We start from the raw sequence: 14,837 nt of genomic DNA, 5'->3' as shown, positions 1-14,837 counted from the left end.
CCGGCTCGCGGTCGTTCCGGCTCGGCCGCCGTCCCGGCTCACCCGCAGTGACGCGGAACATCACCATGGCGCGCAGGTACCCGTTGGTGAGTGCGGGCGCGTCCTCTACTCCTTGCCCCGCCGGGCCTTCTTCTTCAGCCGTCGCCGCTGCCGCGGGGTGACGTCCTTGCGGCCGGACTGCCGCAGATACGAGTCCTTGCGTTGATCGTTGTTCACGATGGCCCCTGGCTTCTGAGGATCCGCACGGTGGATGGCTGCCGTCGGTACTGGTCAGGTGATGGTTCCGGTGCTGCCGGCGAAGAGGACGCGGGCGAGTTCGTCGTCCAGCGCCTGACGGACCTTCTGGGTCAGGCCGCCCTGGGGCGCCTCGCCGACGACCCCCATGACCGTGCGGGCCTCGTGGGTCGCCTTGGCCTTGTCGGTACCCGCACGCGGGGCGACGCGGTCGAGGAAGTCGTCGTAGCCCATCCGGATGCCGGTGTCGGGCTGGTCCGGGGCGGTGGCGACGCGGCGCAGATGCTCGCTGATCTCGCGCGGCAGCTGGGCGGCGAGATGGTCCGCCAGGGAGGCGGGGATGCGCTCGGTCAGGGTCTCCAGGGTGGCGCGGGTGGCGGCCTCGGCGGTGCCGCGGCTGTCGAGCCGGGCGCGTGCCTGTACCTGACCGATGAAGGTGTCGTGATCCATGCCCGTTCTCCGTTCTCCGTCCCGATGCGGCCGGTGGGTGAGAGGGCGGCCGTCCTCCGTGGTCAGGACCGCGCCGATGTCCGCTTCCCGTATGCGGCGGGTACGTCTGTGGCGGGTCGGCCTCCAGACGTTGGGGGAGGACTTCGACCGGCGGGGCGGTCATGACGTCCCGCACCATGCCGGGCCCGTGCCAAGCCTCCAGGGATTGTCGTGACTCCGTGCTGCTGGTCCCGCTTGCCGTGAAGCCGCGGTTCCAGTCTGATGCGCGGTACTGGGCGCTGCATCCGGAAGGGCGCAGGTGATGGTGAGTGTGCGGCGCGGCACCGGTCGTCCTGAAACCGCGCGCGGCCGGTTCAGGAGTGATGGAAACCAGGTCGGCGGACGAGGCGCGTCCGCTCGCGTCGGCCGTACCGCTTCACCCGGGCTTACGGGGCTGCTCCCGAGTGCCGGAGGTGAGCCATGTGGTGATGCGGTTGATGTCGGACGAGCTGACGATCCCGGCCAGCCGTCCGTTCTCCACGACGAGGGCGCGGCGGACGGGGCTGGCCATGAGGTCGGGCAGGAGATTGACCAGCGGATCGTCGGGGGCAAGCGTGATGAGCTCGTCGACGGGGGTCATGACAGACGCGAGAGTGGTGGTGTCCCGCTCCGCGGCAGGGACGGCACCGGCCTGGTGGACGGTGACGAGGCCGACCGGCTCGCCCGTGTCGCCGGTCACCGGAAACGCCGAGTGCCGGTAGCGCAGTGTCGGCTCGGCGAGGAACTCCGCGACGGTCGCCGGGGCGGGCACGGTCAGCGGATCGCGCGTCATCGCCTGCCGTACCGGTACGCCGGCGAACAGTTCGCGCATCTTCGCCTGCCCGCCCTCGGCGGTCGCGGCGGCGATCATGAACCAGCCGATGATCGCGAGCCAGATACCGCTGAACGAGGCGCCCAAGAGGAGGAGATACAACCCTGCCGCGACGAAAACCCAGCCGAGGATGCGCCCGGCCGCGGTCGCGACCATCGTCGCGCGCAGCGGATCGCCCGTCCACCGCCACACCGCCGCGCGCAGCAGCCGGCCGCCGTCCAGCGGTGCGGCCGGCAGCACGTTGAACAGGGCCAGCAGGATGTTGATCCCGGCGAGCCAGGTGAGTGCCTCCACGAACAGGCCGTAGCCGTACACAGCGCCGAACACCCCGGCCAGCCCCGCGAACAGCACGCCGAGAAGCAGGCTGACCAGCGGGCCCACACCGGCGATGCGCAGTTCCGCGCCTGGCTGCGGAGCCTCGCTCCTGAGCCGGGCGACGCCGCCCAGCAGCCACAGGGTGATGTCCTCGACGGGAACGCCGTTGCGGCGGGCCACGAGGGCATGGCTGATCTCGTGGGCCAGCAGCGACAGCAGGAACACGGCTGCCGCGATCAGCCCCACAGCCCAGTACAGCCAGCCCGACCGGCCCGGGTGGGCGTCCGGCAGACGGCCCTCGGCCAGCCCAGCGGCCAGCAGGACGAAGATGACCAGGACGCTCCAGTGCACCCCGACGCGGATGCCTGCCACGCGCCCCAGGGAAAGCGTCGCTCCCACGGTGGCACCTCCCTCGACAGGAGCCGCCGGATGGCCGTCTGTGTGCGGCATAGGTAGTACCCGACGCACGGTCGTCTACGCGGCGGCCGGGCGCGCATTGCCAGCTTCCGGGGGGCCGGGACGTCTGCGCGTGGTGGATGCGGAGACCGCGTCAGGACGCGTCGTCGTTCTTACGGATGCCGCGTCAGGAAACGTCGGGTTGCCGGCCGGCGAGCTGAGTCACGAGGGGCTGCCGGAGCGCCTGGGAAGGTCCGGCCTCCCGGATGCCACCGCAGCGAAGATCAGGCCGTACAGCGCCAAGGCGGTCACATCACCGCCTACGACACCTGGTGTGCTGTCGTCCTCCGCGGACGTGCGGGCCTCCGGAACGAATCTCGCGCTCGGGGTGGCCGGAGAGGGCCGATCGGCCCAGGGGAACGGCTCCGCCTCAACAGGCATCTTTCCTCCGCATGGTCATGGCCGGGACGGGGCCGGTCACCGAACACGGCCCCCTGCCCGCACGATGCCGCCGCCCGGAGATACGGGCAGCGACGACCGTGCCACGCCGAGGACGCCCGTATGCCTCGTGCGCGCCGTACGGCGGCTCGGCGTTCACCTGGACAGACCAATGCGGCACAGTGCCCTCCGCCGTCGGCGACACGCTGCTGCGGCCCGGTGATGGCCGGGTATCCCCGGTCCGGCCGCCGGGCGATCTTGGGCCGGGCCCCGCAGGATGGTGCCGGTTGCCCGGCCGTGAGGGGCCGCTCGGGGCAGCCGCTTGTCCGCGCGGCGGACTGCCGCCCCGGCTTTCCCAAGGGAGCACCGCATGGCAGTGATGACGGAGGAACTCGTACCGGTGCTGGAGGACGCGCGCCAGGCGCATGCCGCGGTTCTCGACCGGTTCCGGGCGGATGTGACGGTCACCCCGCCGGGCCCGCACCGGCAGACGCTCGAACGCCAGGCCGCCGAGGTCCAGGTCAGCCTGCAGCGCATCAAACGCCAGGAGCGTGCCCTGCGCCCCAGGGGCGTACTGGGCGCCGCGGCCGGTATGACGCGCTCGGTCTCCCGGGGTGCCCTGCGTACGGCGATGCTGCCGCTGACCGTCGGGTCGAAGATCGTGAGGGGGATGCTGCCCGGCGGGGGCCCGGCCGATCCGCGACAGCTGATGAGGAACGCGGAGGACGAGTACGCCGCCGTGGCGCGGGCCGTGGCGACGTGCCGGGCGGGAGAGGTGGTCGCCGGGCAGGTGGACGACCAGACCACCGCCGGCCTGCTCGCCTCGCTGCGTCGCCAGGACGAGGAGATGCTGCGGGAGCTGGAGGACAGCCTGGCCGAGCAGGCCCGCGCCGTGGTGACGGCCACCAACGGCTCCGGCCCGCGCGAACGTCAGGGCGGCAGCTTGGCCGACACGGCGGCTCAGGCCATGCGGACCGCGTTCGACCGGACTGCCGACGTCGCCCGGCGCGGCGCCCGGTGGGCCCAAGGCGCGGGCACGGGGCGGGAGATGCCCGAGCCCGGCCCCATGGCCGAGGAAGTCCTGGGGGCGGTCAGGCGGGAGGAGGATCTGCCGATTCCCGGGTTCAGCCGGCTCAGCACGCACCAGATCGAAAGGCGGCTGCGCACGCTGTCCCAGCTGGACCTGACGGTGGTCGAGGGCTACGAGCGCGCACACGCCCATCGGCAGAGTGTCCTGAACGCCATCGGGCAACTGCGTGAAGCCGAGCCGTGGACCGGCTACGACGCGATGGACACGGATGAGATCATCGCGAGCCTGCAGGACGCTCCAGCCGACGTGGCCCGTCACGTGCTGAAGTACGAACGACGCCACCGGCAGCGCCAGCAGGTCGTCACCGCCGGCGAGGCCCGCGCGTCGGCCTGACCGCTGGCTCCCGACAGGTATGCCTGCACGATCTCGCTCGATGAGGTGAGCGGGTCGGTGAGGTCCTCGCGGATGCCGTCGACCTCCCACCAGTAATTCATCGCGTCGATGACGAGCTTGCCCCGGAGCGCTTCGGCGGGAATGCCGCGGTACCTGCCGAGGGGGAGCGCCAGGACGACGACATCGGCGTCCGGCTTGGTCCTGTCTCGCGGGGGCGAGCAGCTTCTCGGCGGCTGGGCCGGTGGCTTCGCCCCAGGTGGAGAACAGCCCACGTGCGACCAGTCGCGTACGGCGGCGCCCGCGGACGGTCGGCCTCCATGACCAGCGGGTCAAGGCCGCGCTCGATGAGGTGGGCGGCGGCCAGGCCGATCGGGTCGGCCCCGACGACTTCGACAGGCAGCTCAGCGGTGGTGGGCGCGTTCACGAGCCCCGACCCTTTGCTTCGGCATCCGTCGATGGCTTGCGCAGCCGACATGGTGCCTTCTTCGATGGCCGTCAACATAGACGTTCGCGAAGCGAGGGGTCTGGTTCATGGAGTACGTCGATGTCGCGGTAATCGGGGGCGGACAGTCGGGACTGGCCGCCGCGCATGTGCTGCGCCAGCGGGGACTGGTTCCGGTGGTGCTGGAGGCGGCCGGGCGGGCGGCCGGCTCGTGGCCCGGCTTCTACGACAGCCTCACGCTGTTCTCGCCCGCGCGGTACAGCGCCATGCCGGACCTGCCCTTCGGTGGCGACGGCGACCGCTACCCGCACCGTGACGAGGTCGTTGACTACCTCACCCGCTACGCGAACCGCCTGGACGCCGAGATCCGTACCCACACGCGCGTCGAGAGCGTGGAGAGCGACGGCGGCGGCTACACCCTGCGCACCACCGACGGCCGCAGCCTCGGTGCGGTCGGCATCGTCGCCGCGACCGGAGCCTTCGGTAACCCGCTGAAGCTTGAGCTTCCCGGGCAGCGGGGCTTCACCGGCGAACTGCTGCATGTCGCCGACTACCGCAACCCCGCACCGTACGCGGGTAAACGGGTCGTGGTGGTGGGCGGCGGCAACTCTGCCGTCCAGATCGGGTACGAACTGAGCGAGTGGGCCACCCGCGCTCCCGTCCGCTTCCTCCCGCAACTGCGCGGCGGCAAGGACTTGCACCATCTGCGCGCTCGCGGGCGTCGACGAGTTCGTCCCAGTGCTCGGCGGTCCAGGCGTAGACGTCCAGGAGGACGGCGAGGAGGCTTTGCCCGAGTGGGGTGAGGCTGTAGCCGGGGGAGTCCGCGTCGGCGTCATGGGTGATGAATCCGAGGAAGCAGTGGCACGGACCGCATCGGGTCACGATGTCGCGATCGCAGCCGTGGCGCCCGCTGTGGACGACCCGAGAGCCTGGCCGGCCTCGAGAAAGCGCCGCCGGTGGACCCCATGGTCCAGGGCCAGGCCGCGAGCTACAGGCCTGTGAGCACGGCCATCGCCTCGATGGCCTGCGCCCGCGGGGTCGCGGCGCGCTCGGCGAGCGCGTGGCGCTGGCGCATCTCGACGAGGTCGGGGTGTCTCCATGGTCGCCCGAAAGACAGTCGTCCCCTTGACGGTCAGGACGCCCGCCAGCGGGAGCAGGCGTGCCCGGATCGCTGCCGCCGCGCAGATCCGGGGGAGGGAGGAGGGCCCGGCTCTGTGCGGCACCCCGCGGTGCCGCACAGAGCCGGGCAGAAGGCGCCGACCCACTGTGCGCGACAGTCTCTGCCGGGCCGGCGACGTGCACGGATCAGACAGGGCCGGGGCTCTGCCTGCGGGCTTCGTCGGCCACCTGCTGCCCGGACTCGCGGGCCTGTCCTGAGACCTGGCCCGCCTGGTCGCGGGCCTCCTCCTTGGTGGTCTTCGCGGCCTCCGCGGCGGTGTCCTTCACCTCCTGGGCTGCCTGCTGGGCGACCTCGGTGGCGTCCTGCTTCAGCTGCTGCGCGGACTCAACGGCTGCCTTCTTGACCGGCTCGAGCGTTTCGCCGGCCTGCTCGCTGATCCGGGAGGCTGCCTGTTCCTCGGCCTGGGACGTCGGCAGGAGAGAGGCGGTCAGCAGTCCGGCGCCGAAGGCGATCAGCCCGGCCGCCAGTGGGTTGCCCTGCGTCTGCCGCACCGCCTGCTCCGGCGCCCGGCTCACCGCCTCACGGGCCTGTCCGGCCACTTCACCGACCTGACCGGCGGCCTGCCCGGCCGTCTGGCGCACCGCGTCCGCGGCCCCGCCGGTGCCTTCCTTCACCGACTCCTTGGCCTGCACCGTACGGTCCCGCGCTGTCCCCGCCGATTCGGCGACGGTGCCCATGACGCGGTCACGAAGCCCCGACACCGCGCCTCGCATCCGCCGGGTGCGGCGGCGCACCATCTGCCTGGGCCGGGCGCGGTCGGCCAGCTGGTTGACGTTCTCCGACAGCCGTTCCCGGGTCATGTCGATCTCGGACCTTATTTGGTCGGGTGCCGTGCCCATTGCGCGTCCTCCTTCAGGGTCTGCACGGTCTGTTCCGGCTTCGGGGACACCTCCCGCATTCGGGAGCGGCCCATGACGTACAGCACGGCCGCGATCACCGCCCACACGGCGGCGACGATCAGTGCCGCCCAGCCGGCGTCCATCACGTTGGCCAGGCCGAAAACGGCCGCGAGCGACAGGAAGAGCGCCACCATGTATCCGCCGAACCCGGCACCCCCGTACAGGCCGGCGGCCTTGCCCGCTTTGGCGCCCTCCTCGCGGATCTCCGTCTTCGCCAGCTCCACCTCCTGGCGGAACAGCGTCTGCAGATCCGACGTCACCGCCGACAGCAACTCGCCCGCCGAGCGGTCTGGAGCCGCCTCTCCCCGTCCACCGGCTCCCGGCGACCGCGGATAGATCGACGACATCTCACACCCCCGGATGAGCCGGATAACCGGACAGCTCCGGCGGCGGCACCGGCGTGCCCGCAGGCAGCGCGCTGCTCTCCTCTCGCTCCAGCCCCTGCCGCCGAACGTCCTGATACGGAGCCGCCGGAGCCGACGGGGCCTGCGCGGCCTTGGTCCCGGCCTTGGCCAGGCGGCCCACCACGAGACCGGCCAGCACCGCCCCGCCCAGGAACGCCCCCGGCCGACGGCGCGCGAAGTTCTGCAGGTCGCCCACCAGGCCCTCTGCGCCGTTCTTGTCCAGGTAGTCCGCCGCGCGGTGGCCCTGATCGGCTGCCTGGACCGCCAGGCTCCTGGCGGGCGAATCACTCGAGGCGTTCTCCGCCATCCCCGCGAGATCATCGGCCCACTGCCGCACCGTCCCGGCCAGCCGTTCCACCTGTCCCTGGCTCTCCCCCACGACGCGCTGCCTCAGGTCGCGTATCGCACCGCCTGCCTGCGCACGTGCTTCACCCGCGACGGCCTTTGCCTGCTCGGCAGCAGTCCCGGCGACCTCGCCGACCGCCTGCCCGGTCTGCGCGGACACAGCCGACGTCTGTTCCTTCGCCGTCTGCCCCGTCTGCTGAACGCGACCGGCATCTTCACTCATGAGCCATTCCTCCTTCGGTACTCCGAGGCGGCCGACGGAGTCGGCGCCTCCGGATCCGCGTCCATGAGCGGGTACCCCCCATATCCCGACAGAACAGTCAAATGGGACATTGTTGCTCATGACTTCGGAAGGCCGGGGGCCTCGCAGGGTCGAACGCAGACGTGACGAACGACGGGTCGGCTGTGCTGGATGCTGCGGAGCGAGGTCGAACCTGTGATGACCCGTACCCGGGTGAGGAGGCGGGTGCCGCTATGAGCAGCATCCCTGACCGCATCACCACGTGGTTCCGGATCAGGGCGAACAAGGCCCTGGACGGGGCCGAGGACCCTCGCGATCTGCTGGACTCGCGGGCGAGGCGGCGGTGGTGCATGAGCCAGCCGAGGGTGCGTTCGGCCACCCGGCGTCGGGGGGATGACGCCCCGCCCGGCTCACCAGGTCTTGCCGGCCTGAGGATGATCGCGTTCAGCTGCTCCTCGCTGAAGTGGTCGGCGGCGGCGTCCCAGATCTCGTCGGTCACGCCCGGTGCGCCGTCCTGGAGCCGGGTGGCGGCCTCGGTCAGGGCGAGGGCCGCCCGCTCCTCCTCGGTGTAGAAGGGCGTCTCGCGCCACGCGACCACGTTGTGCAGCCGCTCGTCTGTCTCACCGGCCTTCTGCGCCGACTCGATCGAGGCGAAAACGCATGGGCTGCAGCCGATGATCTGGCTGGTACGCAGATGGACCAGCGACAGCAGGCGCTTGTCGGCGCCCCCGGCGTGAATCGCCTTGTAGAGGTGCTGGATCGCTGTGATCACGTCGGGGTTCGCCGGGCCGCTCATGCGTGCTTCCATCGGTCTTACTCCTTCATCGGGGGTTCATCGGTCACCTGCGCCCCTTCGGGCCCGTCATCACCCATGACGGAGCAGAGCCGAGGAAGGTAACAACATGTCCGACACCAGCCCGGCGGACTCGATGGCCGAGGCGTTCGAGGCCCAGCGTGAACGGCTGCGCTCGGTCGCCTACCGCATGCTCGGATCGCACGCCGACGCCGAGGACGTGGTCCAGGAGGCCTGGTTGTGCCTCTCCCGCCAGGATGCGGCGACCATCCACAACCTCGGCGGCTGGCTGACCACGGTGGTCGGCCGGATCAGCCTCGATGTCCTGCGATCGCGCCAGGCCCGCCCGGAGGGTCCTGCGACGACGGTTTGTCCGAGCTCGTGGTGACGCTCGACGACAGTCCTGTTCCCGAGGGCGACGCGGTGCTCGCCGACTCGGTCGGGCTCGCGCTGCTCGTCGTCCTGGAGTCGCTCGGGCCGAGCGAGCGGCTGGCGTTCGTGCTGCACGACCTGTTCGCGGTGCCGTTCGACGAGATCGGCCAGATCCTCGGCAAGCCCACCGCCGCCGCCAAGATGCTCGCCAGCCGCGCCCGCAGGAAGGTGCAGGCGATTGAGGGGCCGACCGGTGTCGGACGGGAGCAGCGAGAGGTGGTACAGGCCTTCCTGGCGGCGGCTCGCCGCGGCGACTTCGAGGAGTTGCTGCGGGTACTCGACCCCGAGGTGAAACTGACCGTCGACACCCCGTCCGGCGTAGTCGTCACCCTCGGCGCCACCAAGGTCGCAGTCGGCGCGCAACTGTCCGCCAGCGCAGCCGCACAGGGGCGGGCGGTGCTCGCCAACGGTCTGCCCGGGATCATTTCCTGGCGCGAGGACGGCACTCCGCTCTCGGTCCTCGCGTTCACCGTCGTCGACGGCCGGATCATCGACATCAGGGTCGTGATCGACCCGGCCAGGCTCGCGCTGATGGACCTGCCGGATCCGGCGTGAGTCCCTATTGCTCCCTCGCGACGACTCGACCGCTGAGCTTGCTTTCCCGGTTCGGCGCGGTTTCGTGCCCAATCTTGTGGTGGGCAGGGCGGGCTGAAACGCTTGCCGGTTGCAAGGACCCGGCCCACGTCCGATCCCGCGCTCGCCGCGCTGCGCCGCGCCGTCGACGGCCTCGCCGCCGGCACGCGATCGGCACGACTAGGACGCCTACGCACGGCAGCGTCGCAACCGGCCGGAGTACCCCTCTGACCTGCGAATTCGTTGGGCCCCTCAACAGTTTGACTTTAATCTCTCTTTACGGTTGGCTGCGATCCGACCTTCATGATCCGGGGGGATCCCTATGAACCGCACCATCCGCGCCGCCGTCTCCACCGTCGCCGTCGTCGGCCTCGCGCTCGGCCTCAGCTCCTGTTCCGAGGCGGTCGACCAGGTCGACAAGACAGTGAACGAGACGTACGAAGTCACCTACGAGGTCACGGGGAAGAACGTCGACTCGATCGACTTCCACGGCGGCGGTGGCAAGGCCATGGAGCCGAAGATCGAGTCGGTGTCGAAGCCCAAGCTGCCCTGGACGAAGACGGTCACGCTGCGCGGCATCATGCCCGCGGCGGTCATGCCGGTCGCCGCGGACCCCGAAGGCGCCAAGGTCGCGTGCAAGATCATCTACAAGGGCAAGGTGCTCGAGGAACAGAGGGCCAATGGCCTGGTGACCGCCGGCGGCTGCACCGCGGAGTCCCCGATCGCGGGGTAACCCTGGGGCGGCCCCGGCCGGTTGGCGCAGCCCCCCGGGCTGCGCCAACCAACCCGGCTCCTTCACATTCACCCGGCTCCTTCAGCGCCGTCATGGCGTGGACCGCCACCGGCGTCCTCGCCGCACTGGTCGGCACCCCCGCCGCAAGACGCGGCCGCAGTAGCACCGGCGCGGCCCCGGACGCCGCATCGCCATGCCCACCGGCCGCGCCGCCACCACCGAGCAGGGCCTGCGCAGCGTGCAGGCCCCCACCGGCTTCGACCTGCTCAACGCCGCCCTGCGCTGCCTCGCCACAACCTCCAAGCAGCCAGCCGCGACCTGCCGCCCTGAACGGCGTGGTCCTGCACGAAAGCCGCCTCGAACTGCACCTCGCCGAGGCTCACCGCCGTGCGCGCCCTTCACCGCTCCCGGCGGCCGACAGAACCTGTGGACCTGCTCGGCCAGTCACCCCGACCTGGCCGACACCGACCGCCTGGACGGTGTCGGCGCGCCCTACCCCGAGCTCGTCTCGATCGGCTGGGACACCCAAGGCCGCTACCTCCTCGTCGACTTTGAGCGCATCGGGGTCCTGCACCTGAACGCCCGCCGCCGACAGCCTCCTGTCCACCCTCACCGAGCAGCCGCGAACCGCCGGCGCCGTCATCACCGCCGGTGTCCCCGCCGACCTCCCGGGGGAGGCGTGGACGCTGAACTGCCAGGGCCCCGACGGCCTGGTCGCCCTGCCGCTCTCCGGCCTTCTGGTCCGCCTGCAGGCCCTGAACTACGACAGTTTCCACGACGCCATCGAACTGCTCACCACCGCCGACACGGACACCGACGTACCCGCCGCACCCCTCAGTCCCGACCTGCTCGACGAAGATGACGAGGGCGTCGACGGCCTGCCCGACGAGTACGCCGCCTGGTCGCGGCGGGGTCCGCACGTGCCTTCGCCGCACTCCAGAGGGTGGAGCAGGCGGCGCCGGAGTGCAGGGGAACCGCGCTGGCGATGCTGGGCCGAACCGAGGAAGCCGTAGCCGAGCCCGGCGGCGTACGCGACCGAGCAGATCCCGGAGCCGGCGAAGTCCGTCCCCGCGGGCGGCCTCGCCGTCAGGTGGTCGCGGCGACGCCGATGCCGATGGTGATGAACAGCCAGCCGGTGGTCAGTTCCCAGCGGCGGCGGATCTTCGGGCGGGCGAGGAGGGCGCCCAGTCGTGCGGCGACGGTGACGAGGGCGAACCAGTAGACGATGCCGATGAGGACGTCGAGGATGCCGAGGAAGAAGATCTGCCGGGTCATCGAGCCGCCGCCGTCGACGAACTGGGGCAGGATGCTGAGGAAGAACAATGCCGCCTTGGGGTTGAGCACGTTGGTGAGAAACCCCTGGGTGAAGCCGGTTCGCCACCGGTGCGGTTCCGGATCGTCCTGGGGCGAGGGGGGCGGCGGCGGACTGTCCTGGAGGTCGGTGGCCGTCTCCCGTCCGTGAGACCGCTCGCGGGCGGACCGCCAGGCCGTCAGTACCGCCCGCACCCCCAGGTAGACCAGGTAGGCGGCACCCAGGAGCTTGATGACGTCGTAGACCAGGGGGGAGCGGGCGGCGATCACCGACAGGCCGGCTGCGGCGGCGACCATGTGCACGCACAGCCCGGCCTGCGCGCCGAGCGCGGCAGCCCGTCCTTTCGCCGGGTGCTCGGCCGCCGACCTCACCACCACGAGGAAGTCCGGCCCGGGGACCACGTACGCCACCAGGACGACGCCGAGGAAGCCGACGAGGTCGACCGACATCCGCTCTCCGTTCATCGGGCCCGTCGGCCGGTACGCCGCCGGGGGAGTTGGTCCGGGAGCCGAAGCGCCCGGGCCCTGTCAGGCTGCTGGAGTCCGCACGCCGACCACCGTGGCGGCGGCCTCATCGAGTGTGTCGCGGCCGTGGTCGAGTTGCTTGTCGGTCACGGTCAGAGGGGGGCAGGAGTTTGGCCACCTCGTCGTGGGGCCCGGCCGTCTCCAGCAGCAGACCGCTCCGGTAGGCGGCGTCGCACACCTCGCGGGCCGCGCCCGAACGGTCGAAGGGCAGGGCCCAGGCCAGACCCCGGCCGCGCGGGGCGGGGAGTCCGTACCGGTGGGCGGTCCGGGTGAGGGCGCCGCTCACCCGCTCGCTCCGGGCGGCGGTCCTGGGCCTGAGCGCGCCGCCGGACCAGAACAGTTCCAGCGCTCGGGCGGCGGTGACGAACGCCGGGTTGCAGCCACGGAAGGTGCCGTCGTACTCGCCGGGCTTCCACCCGTCGCACTCGGGGCGCATCAGCGTCAGGGCCATGGGAATCCCGTACCCCTGAGGGACTTGGACAGGCAGACGACGTCTCCCGCGTAGCGGTTCCGGCTTGGACCGCACGGTGAACGTCGACTCCCAGCATCTCGCCGACCTGCCGGGCCATGACCGGCCCGGCGGCCTGCCGCACAGCGGCGAGAATGCGCTGGTGGTCCGGCGTGGAGCACGGTCTCTTCCATGTCCGGCGTGCGGTGCGGGATCAGCATCACCGCCCGGCCGCCCACCTGCCCCGGCGTCGGCGTGACCGAGGCGCGCCCGTCGGCGAGCTGTTCGCTCACCCTCTCAAGGACCCGCTCGTCGACGGCAAGCTCGCCCCGCTCAGCCCGCACCTCCGCCAGGTGTTTGGCCGGCTGTTCTTCGAGTTCGTCCAGTTCCGCGCGCCGCGCGGTGGTCCGTTCCAGCAACTCGGGACCCCTGCCGGATCGTAGATGGCCGTCCCGTGATGGGGCTTCCTGAAACTCCCCACCCGTGCTCACCTCGTTGGCCGGACCTGCTCCTGCTCCTCACCCCGCGAGTTCGCCTGTCGGTGAAGCGGGCCCACCCGGCCTCCTGGCCGTCGCGGCCCTTATCGGTCACAGGGTGAGCGGACCCTTCCGGGCCGGCCCTCGGGTGCCGTTCGAGGGCGGATCCCGCTCACCGCGTCGCGACATCGTGGGCGATGCCGTCCGCGATGGCGTGGAGTTTGTCGGGGTTGGCGACGTCATGGATGGCGGTGATACGACCGTCGGCGTCAAGTCGAAGGTGACGGTGGCGATCACCCGGTCCGGGGCGCTGAACACCATGCCCGGGCCACCGTTGATCTCGACGAGCTCGGCGCGCATGTCGGCGGGCTGGACGCCCTGGTAGGTGACCGTGCCCATGGCCGCGAACCACGAGGCCACCGTCTGCGCTCCCACGACCGGCTTGAGCGCCTGACGGACCTTTCCGCCGCCGTCGGTCCACAGGGTGACGTCCGGGGACAACAGCTCCATCAGGGTGTTGATGTCACCACCGGTCGCTGCGGCGAAGAACCGCTCGGTGACCTCGCGCTGCCGAGAGCGGTCGGCGGCAAAACGGGGCCTCCGGGCCCGTACGTGCTCACGCGCACGGTGCGCGGCCTGTCGTACCGCCGCCTCGGACCGTTCCACCGCCTCCGCGATCTCGGCGTGGCTGAAGCCGCAGACCTCCTTCAGGTGGTCTTGGGCATGACGGCTCCTCAAAAGTCGGACACCGTGCCAGTCACGGCGTCACGGGAGCAGCCTCGAACGGTTCACCTGTGGATGGATTCCGCCGCCGGGCGGAGGAGAAATCACCCTCACCTGCTGCGACGTTGCTCGATACTTGGCGGATTTGATCCGTAGTCGGCGAGCTGCGTCCACTCGCTGGACGTAGATCTCGAGGCAGACGTCGTCGATTGAGTGCGGCGCGGTGCCGGCGGCGGAGCCTGCTTCTGGGGGCGGCGTGCGGCGACGTCCCCGCTGGGGTCGTCGGACAGGGCGATCGGCGCTCTGGGCATGTCCGCCGCCCCCCGGCCGGGGTGCCCCGCCAGGCCACGGCCTCCGGATGCGGCAGGCGCCGACGGCTGCGACCGTATGGGTGAAGGGGCTGGTCCACATGAGCTACCCCGGAAGGGAGCCAGCCATGATCACGGCGCACCCTTCGCTCCTGCGGGAGCTGGTCGAACGATGCGAAACGCTCAGGCGCCGCCTGGCCACCGACGACAGTCCCGAGACCGCCCGCCGGCTCGGTGACGCGACCTACACACTGTGTGTGATCACCGGCACCCGCCAGCTGGACACGGCACTGTTTGTAGCCCGTCGACAACTGGCCGAGGCCATGAGACGAGAACAGCCCTTCCGCCGCTGAAATGCCGCCTTTCCGCCGAAAACATGCAGGTTATAGCGGGCCAGCGAGTGCGGGATCGCGCATACCGCAGTTCGGTGCAGCCGGCCTTCGCCGCGCGGACGGCGACCGGCAGCGCGGACAGACCGGAGCAGTCACAGCCATGGCCTCGATGTTCCGCTGCCTGTCCTCGGCCTCCTTCTCAGCCTGGGTGGTCTCGGTGCGGCCGTCAGCCAGAGAGATGTCAGTCCGCGAGGTCGCCCTCCAGGACGTCCATGGCGATGTCCAGGACCTCCTGGGGTTCAGGCCGGCCGGTCTGTGTGGGTCTGGCTGATCTTCGTCTCCACGTATCGCACCTCCTGATCGGACGGGGGGTGCTGGGCCTCGGTGAGGTAGTGGGCCGACTGGAGGTCGAACCAGGCTCGTGGGTTCCTTCACGTCCTGTGCTGCGGCCGGACTCCCGGGGCAGAACTCCTAGTGTCCCGGTCCGGAGATCCTGTCGCAGTAGCGGCAGATGCGGTCGATGATCTGGTCTGCGGTTTTGGTCCACTTGAAGGGTCTGGCCTGCT

At 71.0% G+C, this 14,837-nt stretch carries 12 protein-coding genes and 4 pseudogenes; 6 read left to right on the top strand and 10 right to left on the bottom strand.

Features of this window, described 5'->3' with window-relative positions; genetic code table 11:
• Window positions 1-270: 270 nt before the first annotated feature.
• Window positions 271-684, bottom strand: a complete 414-nt coding sequence (locus tag ACYVMZ_RS37350; protein WP_461087428.1) for a DUF2267 domain-containing protein — start codon at window positions 682-684, stop codon at window positions 271-273.
• Between the two features lie 415 nt (window positions 685-1,099).
• On the bottom strand, window positions 1,100-2,221 hold the full coding sequence (locus ACYVMZ_RS37345) for a site-2 protease family protein (protein WP_461087426.1): 1,122 nt from the start codon (window positions 2,219-2,221) through the stop codon (window positions 1,100-1,102).
• A gap of 832 nt (window positions 2,222-3,053) precedes the next feature.
• On the opposite strand from ACYVMZ_RS37345, the gene ACYVMZ_RS37340 reads away from it, so the two are divergent.
• Window positions 3,054-4,106, top strand: a complete 1,053-nt coding sequence (locus tag ACYVMZ_RS37340; RefSeq protein WP_461087424.1) for a hypothetical protein — start codon at window positions 3,054-3,056, stop codon at window positions 4,104-4,106.
• A 210-nt stretch (window positions 4,107-4,316) separates the two neighbouring features.
• On the opposite strand, the pseudogene ACYVMZ_RS37335 reads toward ACYVMZ_RS37340, so the two are convergent.
• Window positions 4,317-4,530, bottom strand: a pseudogene (locus tag ACYVMZ_RS37335) (flavoprotein); the annotation flags it as partial.
• A gap of 107 nt (window positions 4,531-4,637) precedes the next feature.
• Here ACYVMZ_RS37335 and ACYVMZ_RS37330 point away from each other — a divergent pair.
• Window positions 4,638-5,351 carry a flavin-containing monooxygenase gene (locus ACYVMZ_RS37330; protein WP_461087422.1) on the top strand — a complete coding sequence of 238 codons (714 nt, stop codon included), beginning with the start codon at window positions 4,638-4,640 and terminating at the stop codon, window positions 5,349-5,351.
• 502 nt (window positions 5,352-5,853) lie between these two features.
• On the opposite strand, the gene ACYVMZ_RS37325 is transcribed toward ACYVMZ_RS37330, so the two are convergent.
• The 4 genes and pseudogenes from ACYVMZ_RS37325 to ACYVMZ_RS37310 all read right to left on the bottom strand — a co-directional run.
• The gene (locus ACYVMZ_RS37325) at window positions 5,854-6,567 is read right to left on the bottom strand and encodes a DUF3618 domain-containing protein (RefSeq protein ID WP_461087420.1); all 714 of its coding nucleotides are present in this window, start codon (window positions 6,565-6,567) and stop codon (window positions 5,854-5,856) included.
• Window positions 6,543-6,887, bottom strand: a complete 345-nt coding sequence (locus tag ACYVMZ_RS37320) for a phage holin family protein (RefSeq protein WP_461087418.1) — start codon at window positions 6,885-6,887, stop codon at window positions 6,543-6,545. Before ACYVMZ_RS37320 ends, ACYVMZ_RS37325 begins: the two co-directional genes overlap by 25 nt.
• Window positions 6,888-6,975: 88 nt before the next feature.
• Complete coding sequence (locus ACYVMZ_RS37315) at window positions 6,976-7,599, bottom strand: hypothetical protein (RefSeq protein ID WP_461087416.1); 624 nt, start codon at window positions 7,597-7,599, stop codon at window positions 6,976-6,978.
• 439 nt (window positions 7,600-8,038) lie between these two features.
• Window positions 8,039-8,425: pseudogene (locus tag ACYVMZ_RS37310) on the bottom strand (carboxymuconolactone decarboxylase family protein); the annotation flags it as partial.
• 94 nt (window positions 8,426-8,519) lie between these two features.
• On the opposite strand from ACYVMZ_RS37310, the pseudogene ACYVMZ_RS37305 reads away from it, so the two are divergent.
• Together ACYVMZ_RS37305 and ACYVMZ_RS37300 are read left to right on the top strand one after the other, a co-directional pair.
• Window positions 8,520-9,397, top strand: a pseudogene (locus tag ACYVMZ_RS37305) (sigma-70 family RNA polymerase sigma factor).
• Window positions 9,398-9,737: 340 nt separating this feature from the next.
• Window positions 9,738-10,148 carry an MmpS family transport accessory protein gene (locus ACYVMZ_RS37300; RefSeq protein ID WP_461087415.1) on the top strand — a complete coding sequence of 137 codons (411 nt, stop codon included), beginning with the start codon at window positions 9,738-9,740 and terminating at the stop codon, window positions 10,146-10,148.
• 1,086 nt (window positions 10,149-11,234) lie between these two features.
• Here ACYVMZ_RS37300 and ACYVMZ_RS37295 read toward each other — a convergent pair.
• Together ACYVMZ_RS37295 and ACYVMZ_RS37290 are read right to left on the bottom strand one after the other, a co-directional pair.
• A complete protein-coding gene (locus tag ACYVMZ_RS37295) occupies window positions 11,235-11,909 on the bottom strand; it encodes a LysE family translocator (RefSeq protein WP_461087413.1) in 675 nt (224 codons plus the stop codon).
• A gap of 121 nt (window positions 11,910-12,030) precedes the next feature.
• Complete coding sequence (locus ACYVMZ_RS37290) at window positions 12,031-12,435, bottom strand: aminotransferase class III-fold pyridoxal phosphate-dependent enzyme (RefSeq protein ID WP_461087411.1); 405 nt, start codon at window positions 12,433-12,435, stop codon at window positions 12,031-12,033.
• A gap of 152 nt (window positions 12,436-12,587) precedes the next feature.
• On the opposite strand from ACYVMZ_RS37290, the gene ACYVMZ_RS37285 reads away from it, so the two are divergent.
• Window positions 12,588-12,875, top strand: coding sequence for a hypothetical protein (locus ACYVMZ_RS37285; RefSeq protein WP_461087409.1), 288 nt, complete (start codon window positions 12,588-12,590; stop codon window positions 12,873-12,875).
• Between the two features lie 205 nt (window positions 12,876-13,080).
• Here the strand turns inward: ACYVMZ_RS37285 and ACYVMZ_RS37280 are convergent.
• Window positions 13,081-13,619, bottom strand: a pseudogene (locus ACYVMZ_RS37280) (sigma factor-like helix-turn-helix DNA-binding protein); the annotation flags it as partial.
• A gap of 448 nt (window positions 13,620-14,067) precedes the next feature.
• Here ACYVMZ_RS37280 and ACYVMZ_RS37275 point away from each other — a divergent pair.
• Window positions 14,068-14,292: a DUF5133 domain-containing protein gene (locus tag ACYVMZ_RS37275; RefSeq protein WP_461087407.1), complete on the top strand. Its 225-nt coding sequence runs from the start codon at window positions 14,068-14,070 to the stop codon at window positions 14,290-14,292.
• Window positions 14,293-14,837 lie beyond the last annotated feature (545 nt).

It is taken from the genome of Streptomyces deserti (assembly GCF_054782695.1).
The sequence above is the reverse complement of the archived record's forward strand: the minus strand, read 5'-3'. Positions and strand labels throughout refer to the sequence as shown.